Source organism: Corynebacterium guangdongense, from assembly GCF_030408915.1.
Taxonomy (GTDB): domain Bacteria; phylum Actinomycetota; class Actinomycetes; order Mycobacteriales; family Mycobacteriaceae; genus Corynebacterium; species Corynebacterium guangdongense.
The window spans coordinates 949,771-967,629 of record NZ_CP047654.1; the positions used below are offsets into that span (position 1 = coordinate 949,771).

General features: G+C 68.3%; 14 protein-coding genes and 2 pseudogenes. 11 read left to right on the top strand and 5 right to left on the bottom strand.

Annotation, left to right across the window (positions count from 1 at the left end):
* The first annotated feature begins 8 nt into the window (after window positions 1-8).
* The 3 genes and pseudogenes from CGUA_RS04575 (at window position 9) to CGUA_RS04585 (ending at window position 3,383) form a co-directional block, all read left to right on the top strand.
* Complete coding sequence (locus CGUA_RS04575) at window positions 9-779, top strand: isoprenyl transferase (protein ID WP_290197912.1); 771 nt, start codon at window positions 9-11, stop codon at window positions 777-779.
* Window positions 780-876: 97 nt separating this feature from the next.
* Window positions 877-2,790: pseudogene (locus CGUA_RS04580) on the top strand (BCCT family transporter).
* A gap of 71 nt (window positions 2,791-2,861) precedes the next feature.
* Window positions 2,862-3,383 carry a flavodoxin domain-containing protein gene (locus CGUA_RS04585; protein WP_290197913.1) on the top strand — a complete coding sequence of 174 codons (522 nt, stop codon included), beginning with the start codon at window positions 2,862-2,864 and terminating at the stop codon, window positions 3,381-3,383.
* On the opposite strand, the gene coaA is transcribed toward CGUA_RS04585, so the two are convergent.
* Window positions 3,380-4,306, bottom strand: coding sequence for a type I pantothenate kinase (gene coaA, locus CGUA_RS04590; RefSeq protein WP_290197914.1), 927 nt, complete (start codon window positions 4,304-4,306; stop codon window positions 3,380-3,382). The genes CGUA_RS04585 and coaA overlap by 4 nt on opposite strands.
* A gap of 159 nt (window positions 4,307-4,465) precedes the next feature.
* Here coaA and glyA point away from each other — a divergent pair, with 159 nt between their 5' ends.
* Window positions 4,466-5,758 (top strand): serine hydroxymethyltransferase, encoded by a 1,293-nt coding sequence (gene glyA / locus CGUA_RS04595; RefSeq protein WP_290197915.1) that lies wholly within the window; start codon window positions 4,466-4,468, stop codon window positions 5,756-5,758.
* A 68-nt stretch (window positions 5,759-5,826) separates the two neighbouring features.
* Here glyA and CGUA_RS04600 read toward each other — a convergent pair.
* Window positions 5,827-6,883: pseudogene (locus tag CGUA_RS04600) on the bottom strand (tocopherol cyclase family protein).
* A gap of 121 nt (window positions 6,884-7,004) precedes the next feature.
* On the opposite strand from CGUA_RS04600, the gene CGUA_RS04605 reads away from it, so the two are divergent.
* Complete coding sequence (locus CGUA_RS04605) at window positions 7,005-8,654, top strand: ABC-F family ATP-binding cassette domain-containing protein (protein ID WP_290197916.1); 1,650 nt, start codon at window positions 7,005-7,007, stop codon at window positions 8,652-8,654.
* 55 nt (window positions 8,655-8,709) lie between these two features.
* Here the strand turns inward: CGUA_RS04605 and CGUA_RS04610 are convergent, their stop codons facing one another.
* Window positions 8,710-9,300, bottom strand: a complete 591-nt coding sequence (locus tag CGUA_RS04610) for a TetR/AcrR family transcriptional regulator (protein WP_290197917.1) — start codon at window positions 9,298-9,300, stop codon at window positions 8,710-8,712.
* A gap of 69 nt (window positions 9,301-9,369) precedes the next feature.
* Between CGUA_RS04610 and CGUA_RS04615 the strand changes: the two genes are divergently transcribed.
* Window positions 9,370-10,539 (top strand): alpha-amylase family glycosyl hydrolase, encoded by a 1,170-nt coding sequence (locus CGUA_RS04615; RefSeq protein ID WP_290197918.1) that lies wholly within the window; start codon window positions 9,370-9,372, stop codon window positions 10,537-10,539.
* Here the strand turns inward: CGUA_RS04615 and CGUA_RS04620 are convergent.
* Window positions 10,536-10,880 carry a DUF5997 family protein gene (locus CGUA_RS04620; RefSeq protein ID WP_290198312.1) on the bottom strand — a complete coding sequence of 115 codons (345 nt, stop codon included), beginning with the start codon at window positions 10,878-10,880 and terminating at the stop codon, window positions 10,536-10,538. The genes CGUA_RS04615 and CGUA_RS04620 overlap by 4 nt on opposite strands.
* Window positions 10,881-10,960: 80 nt before the next feature.
* Here CGUA_RS04620 and CGUA_RS04625 point away from each other — a divergent pair, with 80 nt between their 5' ends.
* The 5 genes from CGUA_RS04625 (at window position 10,961) to CGUA_RS04645 (ending at window position 16,346) form a co-directional block, all read left to right on the top strand.
* On the top strand, window positions 10,961-11,635 hold the full coding sequence (locus CGUA_RS04625) for a LysR family transcriptional regulator substrate-binding protein (protein ID WP_290197919.1): 675 nt from the start codon (window positions 10,961-10,963) through the stop codon (window positions 11,633-11,635).
* A gap of 60 nt (window positions 11,636-11,695) precedes the next feature.
* Window positions 11,696-12,334 carry an LGFP repeat-containing protein gene (locus tag CGUA_RS04630; protein WP_290197920.1) on the top strand — a complete coding sequence of 213 codons (639 nt, stop codon included), beginning with the start codon at window positions 11,696-11,698 and terminating at the stop codon, window positions 12,332-12,334.
* Window positions 12,335-12,690: 356 nt separating this feature from the next.
* Complete coding sequence (gene phoH2 / locus CGUA_RS04635) at window positions 12,691-14,112, top strand: RNA 5'-3' helicase PhoH2 (RefSeq protein ID WP_290197921.1); 1,422 nt, start codon at window positions 12,691-12,693, stop codon at window positions 14,110-14,112.
* A gap of 123 nt (window positions 14,113-14,235) precedes the next feature.
* Window positions 14,236-15,195: a hypothetical protein gene (locus CGUA_RS04640; protein ID WP_290197922.1), complete on the top strand. Its 960-nt coding sequence runs from the start codon at window positions 14,236-14,238 to the stop codon at window positions 15,193-15,195.
* A gap of 35 nt (window positions 15,196-15,230) precedes the next feature.
* A complete protein-coding gene (locus tag CGUA_RS04645) occupies window positions 15,231-16,346 on the top strand; it encodes a hypothetical protein (protein WP_290197923.1) in 1,116 nt (371 codons plus the stop codon).
* Between the two features lie 74 nt (window positions 16,347-16,420).
* Here CGUA_RS04645 and CGUA_RS04650 read toward each other — a convergent pair whose 3' ends face one another.
* Window positions 16,421-17,827 carry a class II fumarate hydratase gene (locus CGUA_RS04650; RefSeq protein ID WP_290197924.1) on the bottom strand — a complete coding sequence of 469 codons (1,407 nt, stop codon included), beginning with the start codon at window positions 17,825-17,827 and terminating at the stop codon, window positions 16,421-16,423.
* Window positions 17,828-17,859 lie beyond the last annotated feature (32 nt).

The following is a 17,859-nucleotide window of genomic DNA, read 5'->3' on the forward strand; positions in this document are numbered from 1 at the left end:
TCAGGGGGGTGAGCATCCTGTCCCGACTGCTGTACCCCCTGTACGAGGCTCGTCTCCAGCGAGAGCTGAGGGGAGTGTCGCAGCCCAAGCACATCGCCGTCATCGTCGACGGCAACCGCCGCTGGGCGCGTGAGGCGGGGTTCACCGACGTAAGCCACGGCCACCGCGTGGGCGCGAAGAAGGTCGCTGAGCTGGTGGACTGGTGCGCCGACACCGACGTCGAGGTGGTGACCGTCTATCTGCTGTCGACGGAGAACCTCTCCCGGTCCTCGGACGAGATCGACACCCTCTACGAGATCATCTCCGGCGTCATCAGCGAGCTTGCCGACACCGACGCGAACTGCCGGGTCCGTCTCGTCGGACACCTGCGGCTGCTTCCCGAGGAGGTGTCCCGCCGGATGCAGGAGACGGCGGCCACCACCACGGAGCACACGGGCGTGGCCGTCAACATCGCGGTCGGTTACGGCGGTCGTCAGGAGATCGTCGACGCGGTGCGCACGCTCATCGACGAGCAGGCGGCGGCGGGCACGCCGGCCGGGGAGATCTCGGAGCACGTGACCATCGAGTCCGTCACCGATCATCTCTACACCTCGGGCCAGCCGGACCCGGACCTGGTCATCCGCACCTCCGGGGAGCAGCGGCTGTCCGGCTTCCTCCTGTGGCAGGCCGCCTACTCGGAGATCTGGTTCACCGACACCCACTGGCCGGCGTTTCGCAAGATCGACTTCCTGCGGGCGCTGCGCGACTACTCCCAGCGTTCGCGGCGTTTCGGGAAATAGGGGATTGTGGCGGATGTGACAGGCGATCCTCAGGGACGCTAGCCTCGGACAACGGTACAAATCCGTTCCCGAGAAGCCGAAGGAAGGCACTGTCGCAATGCCCGACAAGACCCCGCGCGATCAGGACCACCATGACGACACCGTCGTCCTGCGCCGAAGAAGTCGCGTCAACCAGGTCAACAGCGAACGAATCCGAAAGGCTGTCACCGGACAGAAGTCCATTCACCCCGCCCTTGTTCCCGGCATCAGCGTCGAGGACACCGCAATCCGCTACCCGACCAACAAGGTCGTGTTCAGCGTGGCCTTCGTCGTCAGCATGGCGGTCGTGGTCTGGGCGTTCATCGCCCCGGCCAACCTCAACTCCGTCGGCGTGGCGATGCAGACGTGGGTGGTGGGCAACATGGGCTGGTTGTTCACGCTGGTCATGCTCGGCATCACGATCTTCATGCTGGCCGTCGGCTATTCCCCGACCGGCCGAATCCGGCTGGGCGCCGATGACGCCGAACCAGAGTTCTCCACCACGACGTGGATTTCCATGCTCTTCGCCGCGGGCCTGGGCATCGGGCTGATCTTCTACGGCCCGATGGAGCCACTGATCCATTTCCAGAGCGTTCCGCCGGCCTTTGACGGGCTGGGCATCGAAGACGGCACCGGCGCCGCGGCCGCACCCGGCGTGGCACAGTCCATCCTCCATCAGGCGTCCTTTCCCTGGGTGACCTACTCCTTCGTGGGTGGCGCCATCGCCTACACGGCTTATCGACGCGGCCGCCTGCCGCTGATTTCGGCGATCTTTGAGCCGGTCTTCCCGAACTCGCCGAACCATCCTGTCGGCAAGCTCATCGACATCTTCGCCGTCCTGGTCACTCTCTTCGGCACCGCGATGTCCCTGGGCATCGGTGCACTGCAGATTCAGACAGGCACCTCGATCCTCACCGGCCAGGATCTCACCGGAAACGGCTGGGTGGTGGCGATTCTCACGATCATGACCACCCTGTTCACGTTCTCGGCGGTCTCCGGCGTCAAGACCGGAATCCGTATCCTGTCCAACGCGAACATGGGGCTGGTGCTGTTCATGGGGGCGTTCGTGCTCCTGCTGGGGCCGACCGTCTATCTGCTGGACCTGCTGCCGTCCTCGGTGCTGACTTTCTTTAAGACCGTCCCCGACTTTTTCTCCGTCAACGCCTCCGAGGGGCCGCGGGAGGCGGAGTTCGTCGGCGCCTGGACCACGATGTACTGGGCCTGGTGGATCTCCTGGTCGCCGTTCGTGGGCATGTTCTTCGCCAAGATCTCCAAGGGACGCACCCTGCGTGAGTACGTCACCGTCACCATCTTCGCGCCCGCAGCCATCTCGGTGCTCTGGTAGGTCGTCTTCGGCGGCACCGCCATCTGGCAGACCCTGCAGGGGTTGGACCTGCCGATCATCGGCGCCGGGGAGAACGTCATGTTCGATCTGTTCGCCAACCTGCCGCTTTCGCTGTTCATGCAGGTGGTCACGCTGGTGGCCATCCTCATCTTCTTCATCACCGCAGGGGACTCGACCACCAACGTGCTCGGCTCCATGTCCCAGAACGGCAGGCCCCTCCCGTCGACTCCGGTGACGGTGCTCTGGGGGGCGTCGCTGGGTCTGATCGCGCTGGCCCTGCTGTTGGTCGGCGGTCAGGACGCGCTGTCCGGGCTCCAGGCGATGATGGTGAGCATGTCGCTGCCGTTCGTGATCATCATGGTCGGCATGGGCGTCGCCTGGGCCCGCGAACTGGTCAACGACCCCCTCATCATCCGCCGCCGCTACGGCCTGGAAGCCGTGCGTCGCGGCGTGGTCAAGGGCATCACCGAGCACGGCGACGACTTCGTGTTCGGGGCGGCGAAGGTCCGGACCGAGGAGGGGGCGGGCGCAAACTTCGATTCCGGGGATGAGTCGCTGACGGAGTGGTACACCGAACACTCCGATGAAGTCCTTACCAACGCGCCCCGCGAGCGGGCCGCGGATGTCCCGGCCCGGGGCGACGACTGAGGGTCATCACCACCCGCATGATGTAGACCATAGCCGGGCAAACGCCGCCCGGAGAGCGCTAGACTCCGGGTATGGCCCATATTTTATTCGAATCCCAGTACGGCTCGACGCAACAGTACGCTGAAGAGCTGGCGCAGCGGCTGAGCACCAGCGCAGAGCCGCTGCGTGGCGCCGAGGTCCCCTCCGGCACCGATCCGATCATCGTCATGAGCTACGTGCACGGCCCGACGCTGCCGGCGGCCGCCTGGATCGCCGAGCACGCCAAAGAGCTGAACCTGGGTTCTCGACCGGTGGCGGTGGCCGCGGTCGGCATGTCGCTGAGCGATTACGCCCGCGAGCGCGACCAGGTGGGCCACATGCTCGGCTCCCGGGCGGATCACGTCAAGCGCTTCTACCTGCCCGGCCGCCTGAACTACTCGCAGCTCAGCGGCACCCACGGGAAGGTGATGACGGGCATCATCACCGCCATCCGCCTCAAACCGGGCAAGAGCGACAACGATCGCGCGATGATCTCCTCGTACAACCAGGACGTCGACTGGGTCGACGTCGACGAGCTGGGCCCGATCGTCGCGTGGGCGAAGCGCGCGGGCTAGATCTTGCGCATGCGGATGCGCTCGACCAGGTGATCGCGTCCCTTGGACAGCACCAGTGAGGCCCGGACCCGGGTCGGGAGGATGTTCTCGACCAGGTTCGGCAGGTTGATCGACTGCCAGATCTCCCGGGCGATGGTGACCGCCTGATCGTCGTCGGTGTCGGCGTACTTCGCGAAGTGTGCCCCCGGGCGTCGAAAAGCGGTCGAGCGCAGCTCCAGGAAGCGGTCGATGTACCACTGCTCGATGTCGCCGGTACGGGCGTCGACGTAGACGGAGAAGTCGAAGAGATCCGAGACCATCAGGGTCGGACCCGTCTGCAGGACGTTGAGCCCCTCGATGATGAGGATGTCGGGGCGGCGCACCTCCTGGACCGCCCCGGGCACGATGTCGTAGGTGGTGTGGGAGTACACCGGCGCGGAGACCAGGGGGGCGCCGGACTTGACGTCGGTGACGAAACGCAGCAGGGCGCGGCGGTCGTAGGACTCCGGGAACCCCTTGCGGCTCATCAGCTGGCGGCGTTCCAGTTCCTCGGTCGGCAGCAGGAAGCCGTCGGTGGTGACGAGATCCACCCGCGGGTGGGAATCCCAGCGCTGCAGCAGCACCTGGAGCAGGCGGGCGGTCGTGGACTTGCCCACCGCCACGGAGCCGGCGACGCCGATGATGAAGGGGACGTGCCCGGGGTCGTCGCCGAGGAAGGTCTCCGTGGCGCGCGTCAGCTCCTGGCGGGCGGTGACCTGGAGATGGATCAGACGCGACAGCGGGAGATAGACGTCGGAGACCTCCGCCAGGTCGAGATTCTCGCCCAGACCGCGCAGCTCGACGACCTCGTCCTCGGTCAGCACCTGCGGCATGGAGTTGCGCAGTTCCCGCCATGATTCGCGGTCGAAATCCAGGTACGGGCTGACGTCGGAGGTTCTGGCCATGGTCCCCATTGTGACATGCCCGGGGGATACGCCCTGATTATCGCCTGGGTTAAACAGAGGCAGGGGGGTAATATTCCGAGACATCGGGGTGACGTGACGTGCCCCGGCGTTGTGAAGTTGTACGTAGAAGCCCCGTCCCTGAAAGGCGCCCGGTCCGACATGACTGATAACCCGTTGCTCAACACCGAGCTCGCTGACCTCGATCCCACCGTTGCCTCCGCCATCGCCGGTGAGCTGAACCGTCAGCGCACCACCCTCGAAATGATCGCGTCGGAGAACTTCGTGTCCCGCGCGGTGCTGCAGGCCCAGGGCTCGGTCCTGACCAACAAGTACGCCGAGGGCTACCCGGGCCGCCGCTACTACGGTGGCTGCGAACAGGTCGACATCGTCGAGAACCTGGCCATCGAGCGCGCCAAGGAGCTCTTCGGCGCCGAGTACGCCAACGTCCAGCCGCACTCCGGTGCGCAGGCCAACGCCGCCGTCCTGCATGCGCTGATCAAGCCGGGCGACAAGATCATGGGTCTGTCCCTGGCACACGGCGGTCACCTGACCCACGGCATGAAGATCAACTTCTCGGGCCGTCTCTACGAGGTCGTCGCCTACGAGGTCGAGCCGGACACCATGCGCATCGACATGGACAAGGTCCGCGAGACCGCGCTGCGCGAGAAGCCGCAGGTCATCATCGCCGGCTGGTCCGCCTACCCGCGTCAGCTGGACTTCGCCAAGTTCCGCGAGATCGCCGACGAGGTCGGCGCCTACCTGTGGGTCGACATGGCCCACTTCGCCGGCCTGGTCGCCGCCGGCCTGCACCCCTCGCCGGTCCCGCACGCGCACGTCGTCTCCACAACCATCCACAAGACCCTCGGTGGCCCGCGCTCCGGCATGATCCTGGCCAAGGAGGAGTTCGCCAAGAAGCTCAACTCCGCCGTCTTCCCGGGCCAGCAGGGTGGCCCGCTGATGCACGTCGTCGCCGCCAAGGCCATCGCCCTCAAGGTCGCCGGCACGGAGGAGTTCAAGGACCGCCAGCAGCGCACCATTGAGGGAGCGCAGATCCTGGCCGAGCGCCTGATGCAGGACGACGCCCGGAACGCCGGCGTCGACGTCCTGACCGGCGGCACCGACGTCCACCTGGTGCTGGCTGACCTGCGCAACTCCGACATGGACGGCCAGCAGGCCGAGGACCTCCTGCACGAGGCCGGCATCACCGTCAACCGCAACGCCGTGCCCTTCGACACCCGCCCGCCGGCGGTCACCTCCGGTCTGCGCATCGGCACCTCCGCCCTGGCCACCCGTGGCTTCCAGGCCGAGGACTTCCGCGAGACCGCCGACGTCATCGCCACCGCCCTGGCCCAGGGCAAGGACGCCGACATCCAGGCTCTGCGCGCCCGCGTCGACGCCCTGGCCGCGAAGTACCCGCTCTACGAGGGCCTCGAGGAGTGGAAGATGTTCTAGGCGCCCTCTCCGGGCGACGGGCTCCGGCCGGTAATCCTGCGCAGCGGCGCGGGCTTACCGGCCGTTTTTCATTGCACCGGAGGGGCGTGGGTCAGCGACGGATCGAGGCCGCGCCGGCGCAGTTCGTCGGCGGCCCGGTCCAGGCCACCGTGCTCCAGCGCCGCCAGGTCGGTGCGTCCGGTCCAGACATGCGTGCCGAAGCGGGTCACCGTCACCCTCATCGTGCCGGCGAGGTGTTCCAGATCGCCCGCCACGTTCCGGTGCTCACTGGGCAGGGGGACCGGCAACACGAACGCGCTATCCAGCGGGGCGGTGGCCTCGATCTTGACGTCCCAGCCGAATCCCCGGCCCGAAATGCTCCAGCTTTCGTCGCTGGTGCGGGTGCGCACCGGACTGATCAGCGGGTCGCCCAGACGCAGGACCCGGCCGCCCGGGAGCGCGACCGCCAGCCCGGTGACCTCCGTCGTCATGGGGCCGCTGGTCACGACGCCACCGGCGAAGGCCACGCAGGCGTCGGGTTCGGCGAAACCCTGGGCCTGCCCCCACCACCAGGCCTCGGGGAAGCCCTCCCGGCCCCAGTTTTTCTCCGCGTACACCTGCGCGTCGGTAAATTCCCCAGGTCTCCTCGCCGACGACGGCGGTTCCGGACGCCTTCCCACCGAGCAGCCAGGGGTGCCAGTACTGGTTGAGGGCGGGCACGGACTGGAAGAGGCTGGAGCCGCCCAGGAAGTGACGCGGCCACGGGGCGAGGTCGTGAAAAGTCAGGTCGAGTCGGGCGTCCTCGCCCAGATTCACCCGCAACCGGCGCCTGGTGCCCTCAAAGGCGGGTGGCGCCCCGGCGCCCTTAACGACGCCGCCCTCCACCCCCAGCGAGTCCGGGTCCGCCCAGGCGCCATCGAGGGAACCCGTGCGGATGAAGCCGGTGGGCCACGCGGCGTAGCCGACGGTGGCCCATGGCCCGGCGGGGCCCTGGTTGACGCCGCAGAGCGCGATGATCACGCGGCCGGACCCGGGGTCGGTGATGCGCCAGAAGTACCCTTCCATCGCCACCCCCTCATGGGCGCGGAGGAGGTTGCCGAAGGGGAGGTCGGCGCCCGTGGAGCGGTAGCGCCTCAGCAGGTTCATGGTTCCAGTACAGCACAGTGCCGGTGGCCCGGGCCAGGGTCTGCCGGTGGCTTCTGCGCGGGTGTGTCGCTGCCGAGGCGACGGTTGCGCCCAACGGTCATGCGGATGCGACAATAGGGCGATGACCGCAACCCTCGTGGCCCGTGACCTGGCGGGCGGCCACGGCCACCGCACGCTGTTCCATTCGCTGGACTTCACCGTCGCCCCCGGAGACGTGATCGGCGTCGTCGGCGCGAACGGGGCCGGAAAATCCACCCTGCTGCGCCTGCTCGCGGGCGTGGATTCTCCCCAGTCGGGGACGGTCGCCTTGTCGCCCGCGGACGCCTTCGTCGGCTGGCTGCCCCAGGAACACGAACGTGTCCCCGGCGAGACGATCGCCGACTACGTCGCCCGCCGCACCGGTTGCGCACAGGCCACCCGGGACATGGACGCCGCCGCCGAGGCCCTCGGTGACGGCGGGGAGAAATCCGCCGAGGTCTACGCCGCCGCCCTCGACCGGTGGCTGGCCAGCGGCGCCGCCGACCTTCACGAGCGGCTCCCCGCCGTCCTCGCCGACCTGGGCTTCGACGTGGGCCCCGAAGGGGTCGACGCCCAGCTGATGACCTCGTTGTCGGGTGGTCAGGCCGCCCGCGTGGGGCTGGCGGCCCTGCTGCTGTCGCGTTTTGACGTCGTCCTGCTGGACGAGCCGACCAATGATCTCGACCTTGACGGGCTGGCGCGCCTGGAGAGCTTCGTGACGGGGCTGCGCGGGGGAGTGGTGCTGGTCAGCCACGACCGTGAGTTCCTCTCCCGCTGCGTCACCCAGGTCCTCGAACTCGATCCGGCGCAGGACACTCACCGGGTCTACGGCGGCGGGTACGACTCCTATCTTGAGGAGCGCGCGACCGTGCGCCGTCAACGGCGGGAGAAGTACGAGGAATTCGCCGAGAAGAAATCCGACCTCGTCGCGCGCGCCCGCACCCAGCGGGAATGGTCCAGCCACGGGGTACGCAACGCCATCAGGAAAGCCCCGGACAACGACAAGCTCCGGCGCAAGGCGGCGTCCGAGTCGAGTGAGAAGCAGGCCCAGAAAGTCCGTCAGATGGAGAGCCGGATCGCGCGCCTGGAGGAGGTGGAGGAACCCCGCAAGGAGTGGAAGCTGGAGTTCACCATCGCCACGGCGACCCGTTCCGGTTCGGTGGTGGCCACGCTCAACGAGGCGGTCTACCGCCAGGGAGAATTCACCCTCGGGCCGGTGTCTTTGCAGGTCAACGCCCGGGAACGGATCGGAATCACCGGCCCGAACGGAGCGGGCAAATCGACCCTGCTGCGTGCCCTGCTCGGCCGCCAGCGCCCGGATCAGGGGTCGGCCTCGCTCGGCTCCGGCGTCGAGATCGGGGAGATTGATCAGGCCCGTTCCCTCCTGAGGGGACCCGGGCCGCTGGTGGACGTCTTCGGGGCCGCGGTCCCGGACATGACCGCGAGCGAGGTGCGTACCCTGCTGGCCAAGTTCGGGCTGACCGCCGACCACGTCAACCGTCCCGTTGAGGGTCTCTCCCCGGGGGAGCGTACCCGTGCCGGGATGGCGTTGCTTCAGGCTCGGGGAGTCAACCTCCTGGTGCTCGACGAGCCGACCAACCACCTGGATCTGCCCGCGATAGAGCAGCTGGAGGAGGCGCTCGAATCCTATGACGGCACTCTGCTGCTGGTCACGCATGACCGCCGGATGCTGCGGGCCGTCCGCACTGACCGGCACTGGCGGGTGGATGCCGGCCAGGTCACGGAGCTGTGAGGGCTACGTGGCTTTAAGGGGCATCGACCCCGGGCATCGGCGGACCCGGGCCGGTTCAGCCGCCGACCCGCCAGTCGCCGAGCGCTCCTTCCATCGCTCCCAGCGTGGCCTCGATCAGGGGGCGGCGCTGGTCGGCGGGGAAGCCGTCGCGTGACCACAGTCCGGCCGCGCGGTGCAGAAAACCGATGATGCCCGTCACCGCCCAGCGGTGGCGGGCTGTCGCGTCTCCGACGCCGATCAGGTCGGAGAGTTCCTGGGCGAACGCAGTCTCCGCTTCTCGACGCACCAGCAGCGTCGACTCCGGCTCCGTCGCCCCGGGAAGCAGGAGCGGCTCCTCGGCGATGGCGTCCAGGTGGGCGAGGAAGAGTGTCTCCACCCGGTAGTGGAGGGGCTGGCCGTCCTCGAGGGCGGCCAATGCCTCGGCCCGGCGCCGGTGCTGGGACTCCAGGGCGTGGGCGACGGTGGCCGTATGCAGGCCGGGCTTCGAGCGGAAGTAGTGGTAGATCAGCGACTGGGAACTGCCCGCGTCATCGGCGATCGCCGGGACGGACACCTCGGCGAAGGGGGAGCGGCGAAAATGCTCCCGGGCGGCGGTGAGGATGTCGTGGCGACGCTCGGCGGTGCTCAGTCGTCTGCGGGTGTTCATGGTTGACACGTTAGCAGCTACTGAGTTAGGTTCAATAGCGTTGTTGAACCAAGCTCAATAAGGAGCGACATGGCACTTCTCGATCACGCCGTCATCTGGCACCTGTATCCCTTGGGGGCCACCGGCGCGGGCATCCGTCAGACCGGCACACCGGGCCGCGGCATCGACACCGGCGCGGAGTGGCTCGATTACGCCATCGAGCTGGGCTGCGACACCATCCTGCTCGGTCCCGTCTTCGAGTCGGTGAGCCACGGTTATGACACCCTCGACCACTACCGGATCGACGCACGTCTCGGCGGTGACGAGGCGTTCGACGCCTTCCTGGCGCAGTGCCGCCAGCGGGGCATCTCCGTCCTGCTGGACGGCGTCTTCAATCACGTCGCCGCCGGGCACCCCTGGGCCCGCGCCGGGCTGACCACCGGGCGAGGCTGGGAGGGGCACGACGACCTGGTGGAGCTCAACCACGCCGATGCCCGGGTTGCCGACGAAGTCGTCGCGGTGATGGAGCACTGGCTGGGCAGGGGCGTCGCCGGCTGGCGCCTCGACGTCGCCTACGCCGTGCCGGGGGAGTTCTGGGCCGAGGTCACCGGGCGGGTCCGGCAGAATCATCCGGACGCGGTGTTCCTGGGCGAGGTCATCCATGGCGACTACGCGGAGATTCTCCGGGCCGGGCACCTCGACGCCGTCACCCAGTACGAACTGTGGAAGGCGATCTGGAGCTCGCTCAAGGACCACAACTTCCATGAGCTGGCCCATGCGCTGGAACGCCACAACGGGTTCCTGGACGCCGGCCACATGCAGACCTTCGTGGGCAATCACGACGTCGACCGCATCGCCAGCACGGTCGGCGACGCCGGGGCGGCGGCGGCTGTCGCTCTGCTAATGACCCTGCCCGGTGTGCCGAGCGTCTACTACGGCGACGAGCAGGCCTTCCGCGGGGTGCGTGGCACAGGCTTCGAGGCGGACGACGCGGTCCGACCGGCCCTGCCGGACTCCCCGGCGGGGCTCGCCCCCCTCGGCGGGTGGATGCGACGGTGGCACCACGACCTCATCGCGTTTCGGCGCCGCCATTCCTGGCTCAGCACGGCGCGGGTCGAAGTCACGGAGCTGGGCAATGAGCTCATCGCCTACCGGGTGAGCGGCGCCGGCGGATCGCTGAACGCCCGAATCGCCCTGGGAGAGTCGGTGAGCGTCTCCGTCGCCGGCGATGACGGGGAGACGATCACCGGGGACTTCTAGTCCTCGGATTCCTCGTCGGGGGCGCCCTCCAGGCGCTGCTCCGCCAGCTGGGTGCGGGCGGCGCTGAGCCACTCCGGCTGGTTGGTCAGCAGTTCCTTGATCTCGGCCGTGGTCAGCGGCTTGTCCAGCTCGTTGCGCTTGAGCGCGGCGATGGTCACGCCGAGCTTCTGGGCGACCACCGGGCGCGGGTGCGGGCCCTCGAGCCGCAGGTCCTGCAGCCACTGGGGCGGGTTGTTCTGGAGCTCGCGCAACCCGGCGTGGGTTACGGCGGAGTCCTGGAACTCCTGCGGGGTGGCGGGCAGGTAGATGCCCAACTTCTTGGCGGCGGTGGCGGCCTTCATCGCGCGGCCGGAGGGCTCGACGTGCGTGTTCTCGCTGTTCGCGTTGTTCTCAGTCACACCGCCCACGGTAGCATTCAGGCATGCTCACCCTCGCTTTCGTCACCGGCACCGAGCCCGGGAAATGGTTCCACCGATTCCGGCAGCGCACTGAGCACGGGGGCCTGCTCACCCTGGACTCCGATGACGCGCTGGGCCTGGTGCTCGACGGCAGCGCCGACCTCGCCCTGGCCAGGCTCCCGGACGCCCGCCTGACCGAGGATTTCCACACCGTCCGCCTCTACGAGGAGGCCCGCGGGGTGGCGGTGCCCAAGGACTCCATCTTCGCCGAGCTGGGGGAGAAGGTCCTCGCCCGGGATCTGGAGGGGGAAATCCTGAACTACCGCATCGCCGAGGACGGCTCCATCGACTACGGGGAACTGCGGGCCGCACTGCAGGTCGTCGGCGCGAACGTCGGCATCGCCATCGCGCCTCGCCCGCTGATCAGGGTCCTGTCCAAGAAGCAGGTGGTCGCCCTCGAGCTCGTCGACCGGTCGGTGCCCGGCACGGAGATTGCGTTGGTCTGGCGTCGGGAAGCGGATTCCGACGCCATCCAGGACTTCGTGGGAATCGCCCGCGGGCGCACCACCAACTCATCCAGACAGGCCGCGCCGAAGCGCAGTGCCCGGGAGAAAACCCTCGCCAAGCAGGAGAGACGGGGGCGGCCGAACTTCCGGATAGACAAATCCGGGGGTAAGGGTCGCCGCAGGTCGCGCTGAGAAACGCTAAGTTTATAAGAGTAAACGATAAGGAAACTCGGTATGAAGGGAAGAAGAATCATGAAGAAGTTCACTACCCGTCGTCTCGCCGGGGCACTCGCAGCCACCACGCTGTCCCTGGGTCTGGTTGCCTGCGCCGGTGAGAACGAGGAGAACGTGCAGACCTCCGAGGTCGAGAGCACCGTCGAGGAGACGGTGCCCGCCGAGGAAGCCGATCCCACCGAGGTTGAGGAGGGCGAGAGCACCGTCGAGGAGACCAACGCCCCGGCTGACGCGGCCGACTCCACCGAGGAGGCCGCCGAAGGCGACGCCGCCAACTCCGTCTCCCTGACCCTGGCCGACGGCTCCACCGTCCTGGTCACCGAGGATTTCGCTTCGGAGCTGGAGAATGTGCCGGAGGAGTTCGGCAAGCCGGTCCAGGTCACCGAGGGTGACCAGGCGGCTATGGCCGAGTTCGAGAGCGGCGACCTGCTCGTCACCTCCGAGGAGCACGGCACCAACCAGGTCGTCGGCGAGATCGCCCGCGTCTGGCGCGACGGCGGCGGACTGGAGAACTCCATCGGCCTGCCGACCGGCGAGGAAGAGGAGACCGACGAGGGCAACGGCTGGATCCAGCAGTTCGCCAACGGCACCATCTCCTGGACCGACGACGGTTCGGGCACCTTCTCCGAGACCGTCACCCCGGGCGGCGAATCCTAGGTTTGACGAGGAATGACGGCGACACCCCGCGCGGGGTGTCGCCGTCCGCCGGTTTCCCGCCCGGACCGCGGCGCCCCATTCCTAGACACCTAAGGTTCACCTGCCAACAATGTAATTTCAACCTGGCCTCCCTAAGGTGGGCCGTGTTCCGGGAGGACGTGAGGCAGGTCTTGGCCAACCCACGTGGAAACCGACGCACGAGAAGGAAGGACCATCGACCGGCGTAGCGCACCGCCCCGGACGGCTCGTCCGGGTGCGTGCTGGTATCGGCAGTCCGGGCGGGAGTGGAGAAACTTCTACCATCAGCCGGCGGCGCGGGTACCCGCACCGTCGGACACCCGAGGGGACGCAGCCACATGTTCGACCCGACCACTGAACTGCTCGACACCACCGACGGCGCCGGAAACACGCAGGACCCCGGCCTCGAGATCGGCCCGCTCCGCCAGCTCGACCCGGACCGAAGAACGGGAGTGATCACCTACGTCCTCGACACCTCCGTCCTGCTGTCCGACCCCTGGGCACTGCGGAAATTCGCCGAGCACCACGTCGTCCTCCCACTGGTGGTCATCACCGAACTTGAGGGCAAGCGCCACCACCCCGAACTCGGCTGGTTCGCCCGCCAGGCGCTGCGCCTGCTGGAGGAGCTGCGCCAGAACAACGACCGCCTCGACCTGCCGGTGCAGGCCAACGACGACGGCGGCACCCTGCGCATCGAGCTCAACCACCAGGACCAGTCGATCCTGCCGCTGGCCTTCCGAGGCACCGAGGGCGACCACCGGATCCTGGCCTGCGCGCTCAACCTCCAACTGGAGGGAAACACCACCGTCCTGGTGACCAAGGACATCCCGCTGCGCGTCAAAGCCGGCGCCGTCGGCCTCGACGCCGACGAGTACCACGCCCAGGACGTCGTCCTGACCGGCTACACTGGCATGGTTTCCGTCGAGACGGACCCTTCGCTCATCGACGCCCTCTACCGGGACGGCTGGGTCGATCTCGGCGAGGCGGAGACCACCACCGGTGAAGCCGTCGAGAACCTGCCGGTCCACTGCGGCGTCAAGCTCACCAGCGCCGGCCAGTCCGCGCTCGGCCGGGTCCGCCGCGACGGCACCGTCCGCCTGGTGCGCGGCGACCAGCAGGCCTTCGGGCTCTCCGGCCGCTCCGCGGAGCAGCGCATCGCGCTCGACCTGCTCATGGACAATGGCGTGGGCATCGTCTCCATCGGCGGAAAAGCCGGCACCGGCAAGTCCGCGCTCGCCCTGTGCGCCGGGCTCGAAGCCGTCCTCGAGCGGCGCGAGCACCGCAGGATCGTCGTCTTCCGGCCCCTCTACGCCGTCGGCGGGCAGAACCTCGGGTACCTGCCGGGCAATGAGAACGAGAAGATGAACCCCTGGGCGCAGGCCGTCTACGACACCCTCGAGGGGCTGGTCTCCGAGAACGTGCTCGAGGAAATCCAGGATCGCGAACTGCTCGAGGTCCTGCCCCTGACCCACATCCGCGGCCGCAGCCTCCACGACACCTTCGTCATCGTCGACGAGGCGCAGTCCCTGGAACGCAACGTGCTGCTGACGGTGCTGTCCCGCCTGGGTCGTGGCTCACGGGTCGTGCTCACCCACGACGTCGCCCAGCGCGACAACCTCCGCGTTGGCCGCCATGACGGCGTCCAGGCCGTGATAGAGAAGCTCAAGGATCACGAATTGTTCGCGCACGTCACGCTGCAGCGCTCGGAGCGCTCCGCCATCGCCGAACTGGTGACCAGTCTCCTGGAGGATCACTCCTGACCCGCCTTCGGCCACCCCGGTGGCCACGCCGGCGCCGTGCCGGTGTGACAATGGGCAGCGTCAACGCCCCGGCGCCGCTCGGCGCGCGGGGTGCCCCGGGGCGAAGAACGTGGAGGCGACGGCATGTGGGGTTGGTGGCGGCGGCTGCGTTCGGCGGGTGAACCCGACCCGGACCTGGCCCCGTTGACGCGCCGGGGGGCGACGGCACTGCGCGGGCAGCTGGCCTCCCAACTGCGCACACGGGGCGCGCTGGTCCACTACGAGGGGCCCACCGCAGTCATCACCGAGGCGCGACGCGGAGTCATGCGGGTCCGGCTGGCGGATCTCGCCCGGGAGGTGGCCGCGTCCCAGCATCCGCGCGCCGCGGAGTTCGCGGCCCGGCAGGTCGTCGACATGGTGTTCACGGACCCGGCGGCCGGGACCATGGACGCCGCGGCCCTCTACCGGGGCCTGCGCCTCCGGGTCACCCCGACTCCCGCCGACCCGGACTCCGCCGCGCGGCCGGAGGACGCCGCCGTGCTCACACCCTTCACGCTGGACACCTCGGTCAGTCTGGTCCTGGACACCGAGCACACCGTCCAGACCATGCCGTTGTCGCGGTTGCGCGAGCTCGACGACATGGACACGCTCATTCGCGCCGCCCGCGGCAACCTCCGTACCGAGCTGCGCCGCGCCGACGTCACCGTCGCACGCCCCCATACCCGGCCGGAGCATGAGGGCGCCTGGCTCTGGACCTTCGAATCCGGCAGCGTCTACACCGCCAGCGCGGCGCTGATAATGGAGGACGTCCTGCCGGTGTGGGCGCCGGAGCTGGACACCTCGGAGGGCGTGCTTTTCGCCATGCCGACGCGGCACTCCCTCCTGGCCCGCCCGGTGACCTCCGGGACCGATCTGCTCGAGGGTCTCGGCGCGATCGCGGGCGCGGCCCTGGAGATCGCCCACCAGAGCAGTGAGCAGGTCTCGCCGTTGCTGCACGTGAGCTACCTGGGCGAGGTCACCACCATCTCCGGCTGGGACCCGGACACCCGCGAGCTCACTATCAGGCCGACGCCGCATCTTCTGCTGCGCATCCAGAACGGCTAGGGTGGTTCTATTCACGAGTAGGAGGGAGCCACGACATGGCTGTATGGGGTTCGTCATCCTTCTGGCAGCGGCTGCGCGCCGACGGCGTCCGCCGCCCCCAAATCCGGTCGACGACGCAGAAGACGGTGTCCCACAACCCGGGGGCGCCACGCGGCAGGCAGGACGAACAGATGGCCGGGTTGAGTTTCGCGCGCGCGGACGAGGTACGCCGGAAACTGACCGCCGACTTCACCGCGCTCGGTTACGACGTCAGTTTTGAGCCCAGCGCGGTGGTGCTGCGCCGCGACGGCGACGCCACCGTCCTCGACCTGGATCCGCTGATCGACGGTCTGCGCGGGGACTCCTCGCCGCAGGCCGTGGCCACCTGGACCGAGTCCTTCGTGACCGTTGCCACGGCCGTCGCGGACGTCAGGAACCTCTCGACCGCGGAGATCTACCGCAATCTCCGCACCGTCCTGATGCCGCGCCTGCCCGCGGACGGCCGCCCGCACTTCGCCGACCACGAGTACGTCGTCGACCCCACCGACGTCGAGGACGCGCGCATCATCGGGGAGGCCGCCGTCGCTGCGGTCGGGGCCGACCTGCTCGAGTGCTTCGCCTTCGAGGTGGGGGAGGCCGTCGTGCCGGTCAACGCCGCCAGCCTTGCCGACGCCGACGCCGACGACGCCGCGACGCTGCGCCGCGCCGGACGGGCCAATCTCCAGCGGGCATTGGAAGCCACTGAGATCGACGTGGACTACCATTCCGTCGTCGGCGAGGACTTCACCGCCGGGGCCTGGGCCTTGACCAGCCCGAGCTTCTATCTCTCCTCGGCGCCCCTGGTCTTCGAGAAGTTCCTCGACCAGCGGCTACCCCAGGTGGACCCCTCCGAAGGGGTGCTCTTCGCCGTGCCGACTCCGACGATGCTGCTGGTGCGCGACGTGTCCGAGGGGGAGGATCTGGCCCACGGCCTCCACGTCATGGCCGCGGGAGCCGCGGCCATCGCCCTCGGGGTGGACTCCGGACGCCGACAGCCCGAGGCCATGGTCTCGCCCCGGGTGCACCTGTGGCGGGACGGGCATGTGATCACCGTCAGCGACATCGACGACGAGGGCAACTACCTCGTCACCCCGGACGACTACCTCATCGGCCGCATGGAGCACGAGTTCTAGGAAAAGACCCGGAAAACGGAACAGCGCCCCGGTGACGTCGTCGCCGGGGCGCTGTTCGCGCGTCGAGGTGCGGCCTACTTCTCGTCGCGATCCTGGTTGGTCATCGACAGGACGTTGAGGCGCTTGTCCAGCTCTTCCTCGGTGAGGTTCTCCCCGTCGACGAAGCCGAGGTCGATGACCGCCTCACGGACCGTCATCTCCTGGTAGAGAGCGTGCTTGGCGGCCTTGGCGGCGTTCTCGTAGCCGATGGCGGAGTTCAGCGGGGTGACGATGGAGGTGGAGGACTCCGCGTACTTCTTCATGCGCTCGGTGTCGGCGCCGAGGCCGTCGACCAGCTTCTCGGCGAAGACCCGGGACATGTTGGCCAGCAGGGTGGCGGACTCGAGGACGTTGCGGGCCATCATCGGGATGTAGACGTTGAGCTCGAACTGGCCGCCGGCGCCGCCGAAGGCGACCGCGGCGTCGTTGCCGATGACCTGGGCGGCGACCTGGGTGGCGGACTCGCACAGGACCGGGTTGACCTTGCCCGGCATGATGGAGGAGCCCGGCTGCAGCTCCGGAATCTTCAGCTCGGCCAGGCCGGTCAGCGGGCCGGAGCCCATGAGACGGATGTCGTTGGCGATCTTGTTGAAGGAGACGGCCACGGTGCGCATGGCGCCGGAGAGCTCGACGAGGGCGTCGCGGTTGGCCTGGGCCTCGAAATGGTTGACGGCCTCGGACAGCTGCTCCAGGCCGGTGGACTTCTTCAGCTCCTCGGTGACCTTGGCACCGAAGTCGGCGGAGGTGTTCAGGCCGGTGCCGGTGGCCGTGCCGCCGATGGCCAGCTCACCGACGCGGCCGAGGGTGGCCTCGACGCGCTCGATGCCCAGACGGATCTGACGGGCGTAGCCACCGAACTCCTGGCCCAGGGTGACCGGGGTGGCGTCCATCATGTGGGTGCGGCCGGCCTTGACGACGTCGTTGAACTCGACGGCCTTGGCCTTCAGGGAGGCGTGCAGCACCTCCAGGCCCGGGATCAGGTCGTGTACGGCGGCCTCCATGACGGCGACGTGGGTCGCGGTCGGGAAGGTGTCGTTGGAGGACTGGCCCATGTTGACGTGGTCGTTCGGGTGAACCTCGACGCCGTTGTTCTTGGCGATGGAGGCGATGACCTCGTTAGTGTTCATGTTCGAGGAGGTGCCGGAGCCGGTCTGGAAGACGTCGATCGGGAACTGATCGTCATGCTTGTTCTCGGCGATCTCACCGGCGGCCGCGATGATGGCGTCGGCCTTGTCCGCGTCGAGTGCGCCCGAATCCTTGTTGACCTGGGCGCAGGCTGCCTTCAGCAGGCCCAGGGAGCGGATCTGCAGGGAGTTGAGACCACCGCCGGAGATCGGGAAGTTGTCGACCGCACGCTGGGTCTGCGCGCGCCACAGGGCGTCCTTCGGGACCTTGACCTCGCCCATGGTGTCATGCTCGATGCGGAATTCCTGCTCAGTCATGCTGTTGCTCACCTTCTGATGAATCAAAGTTT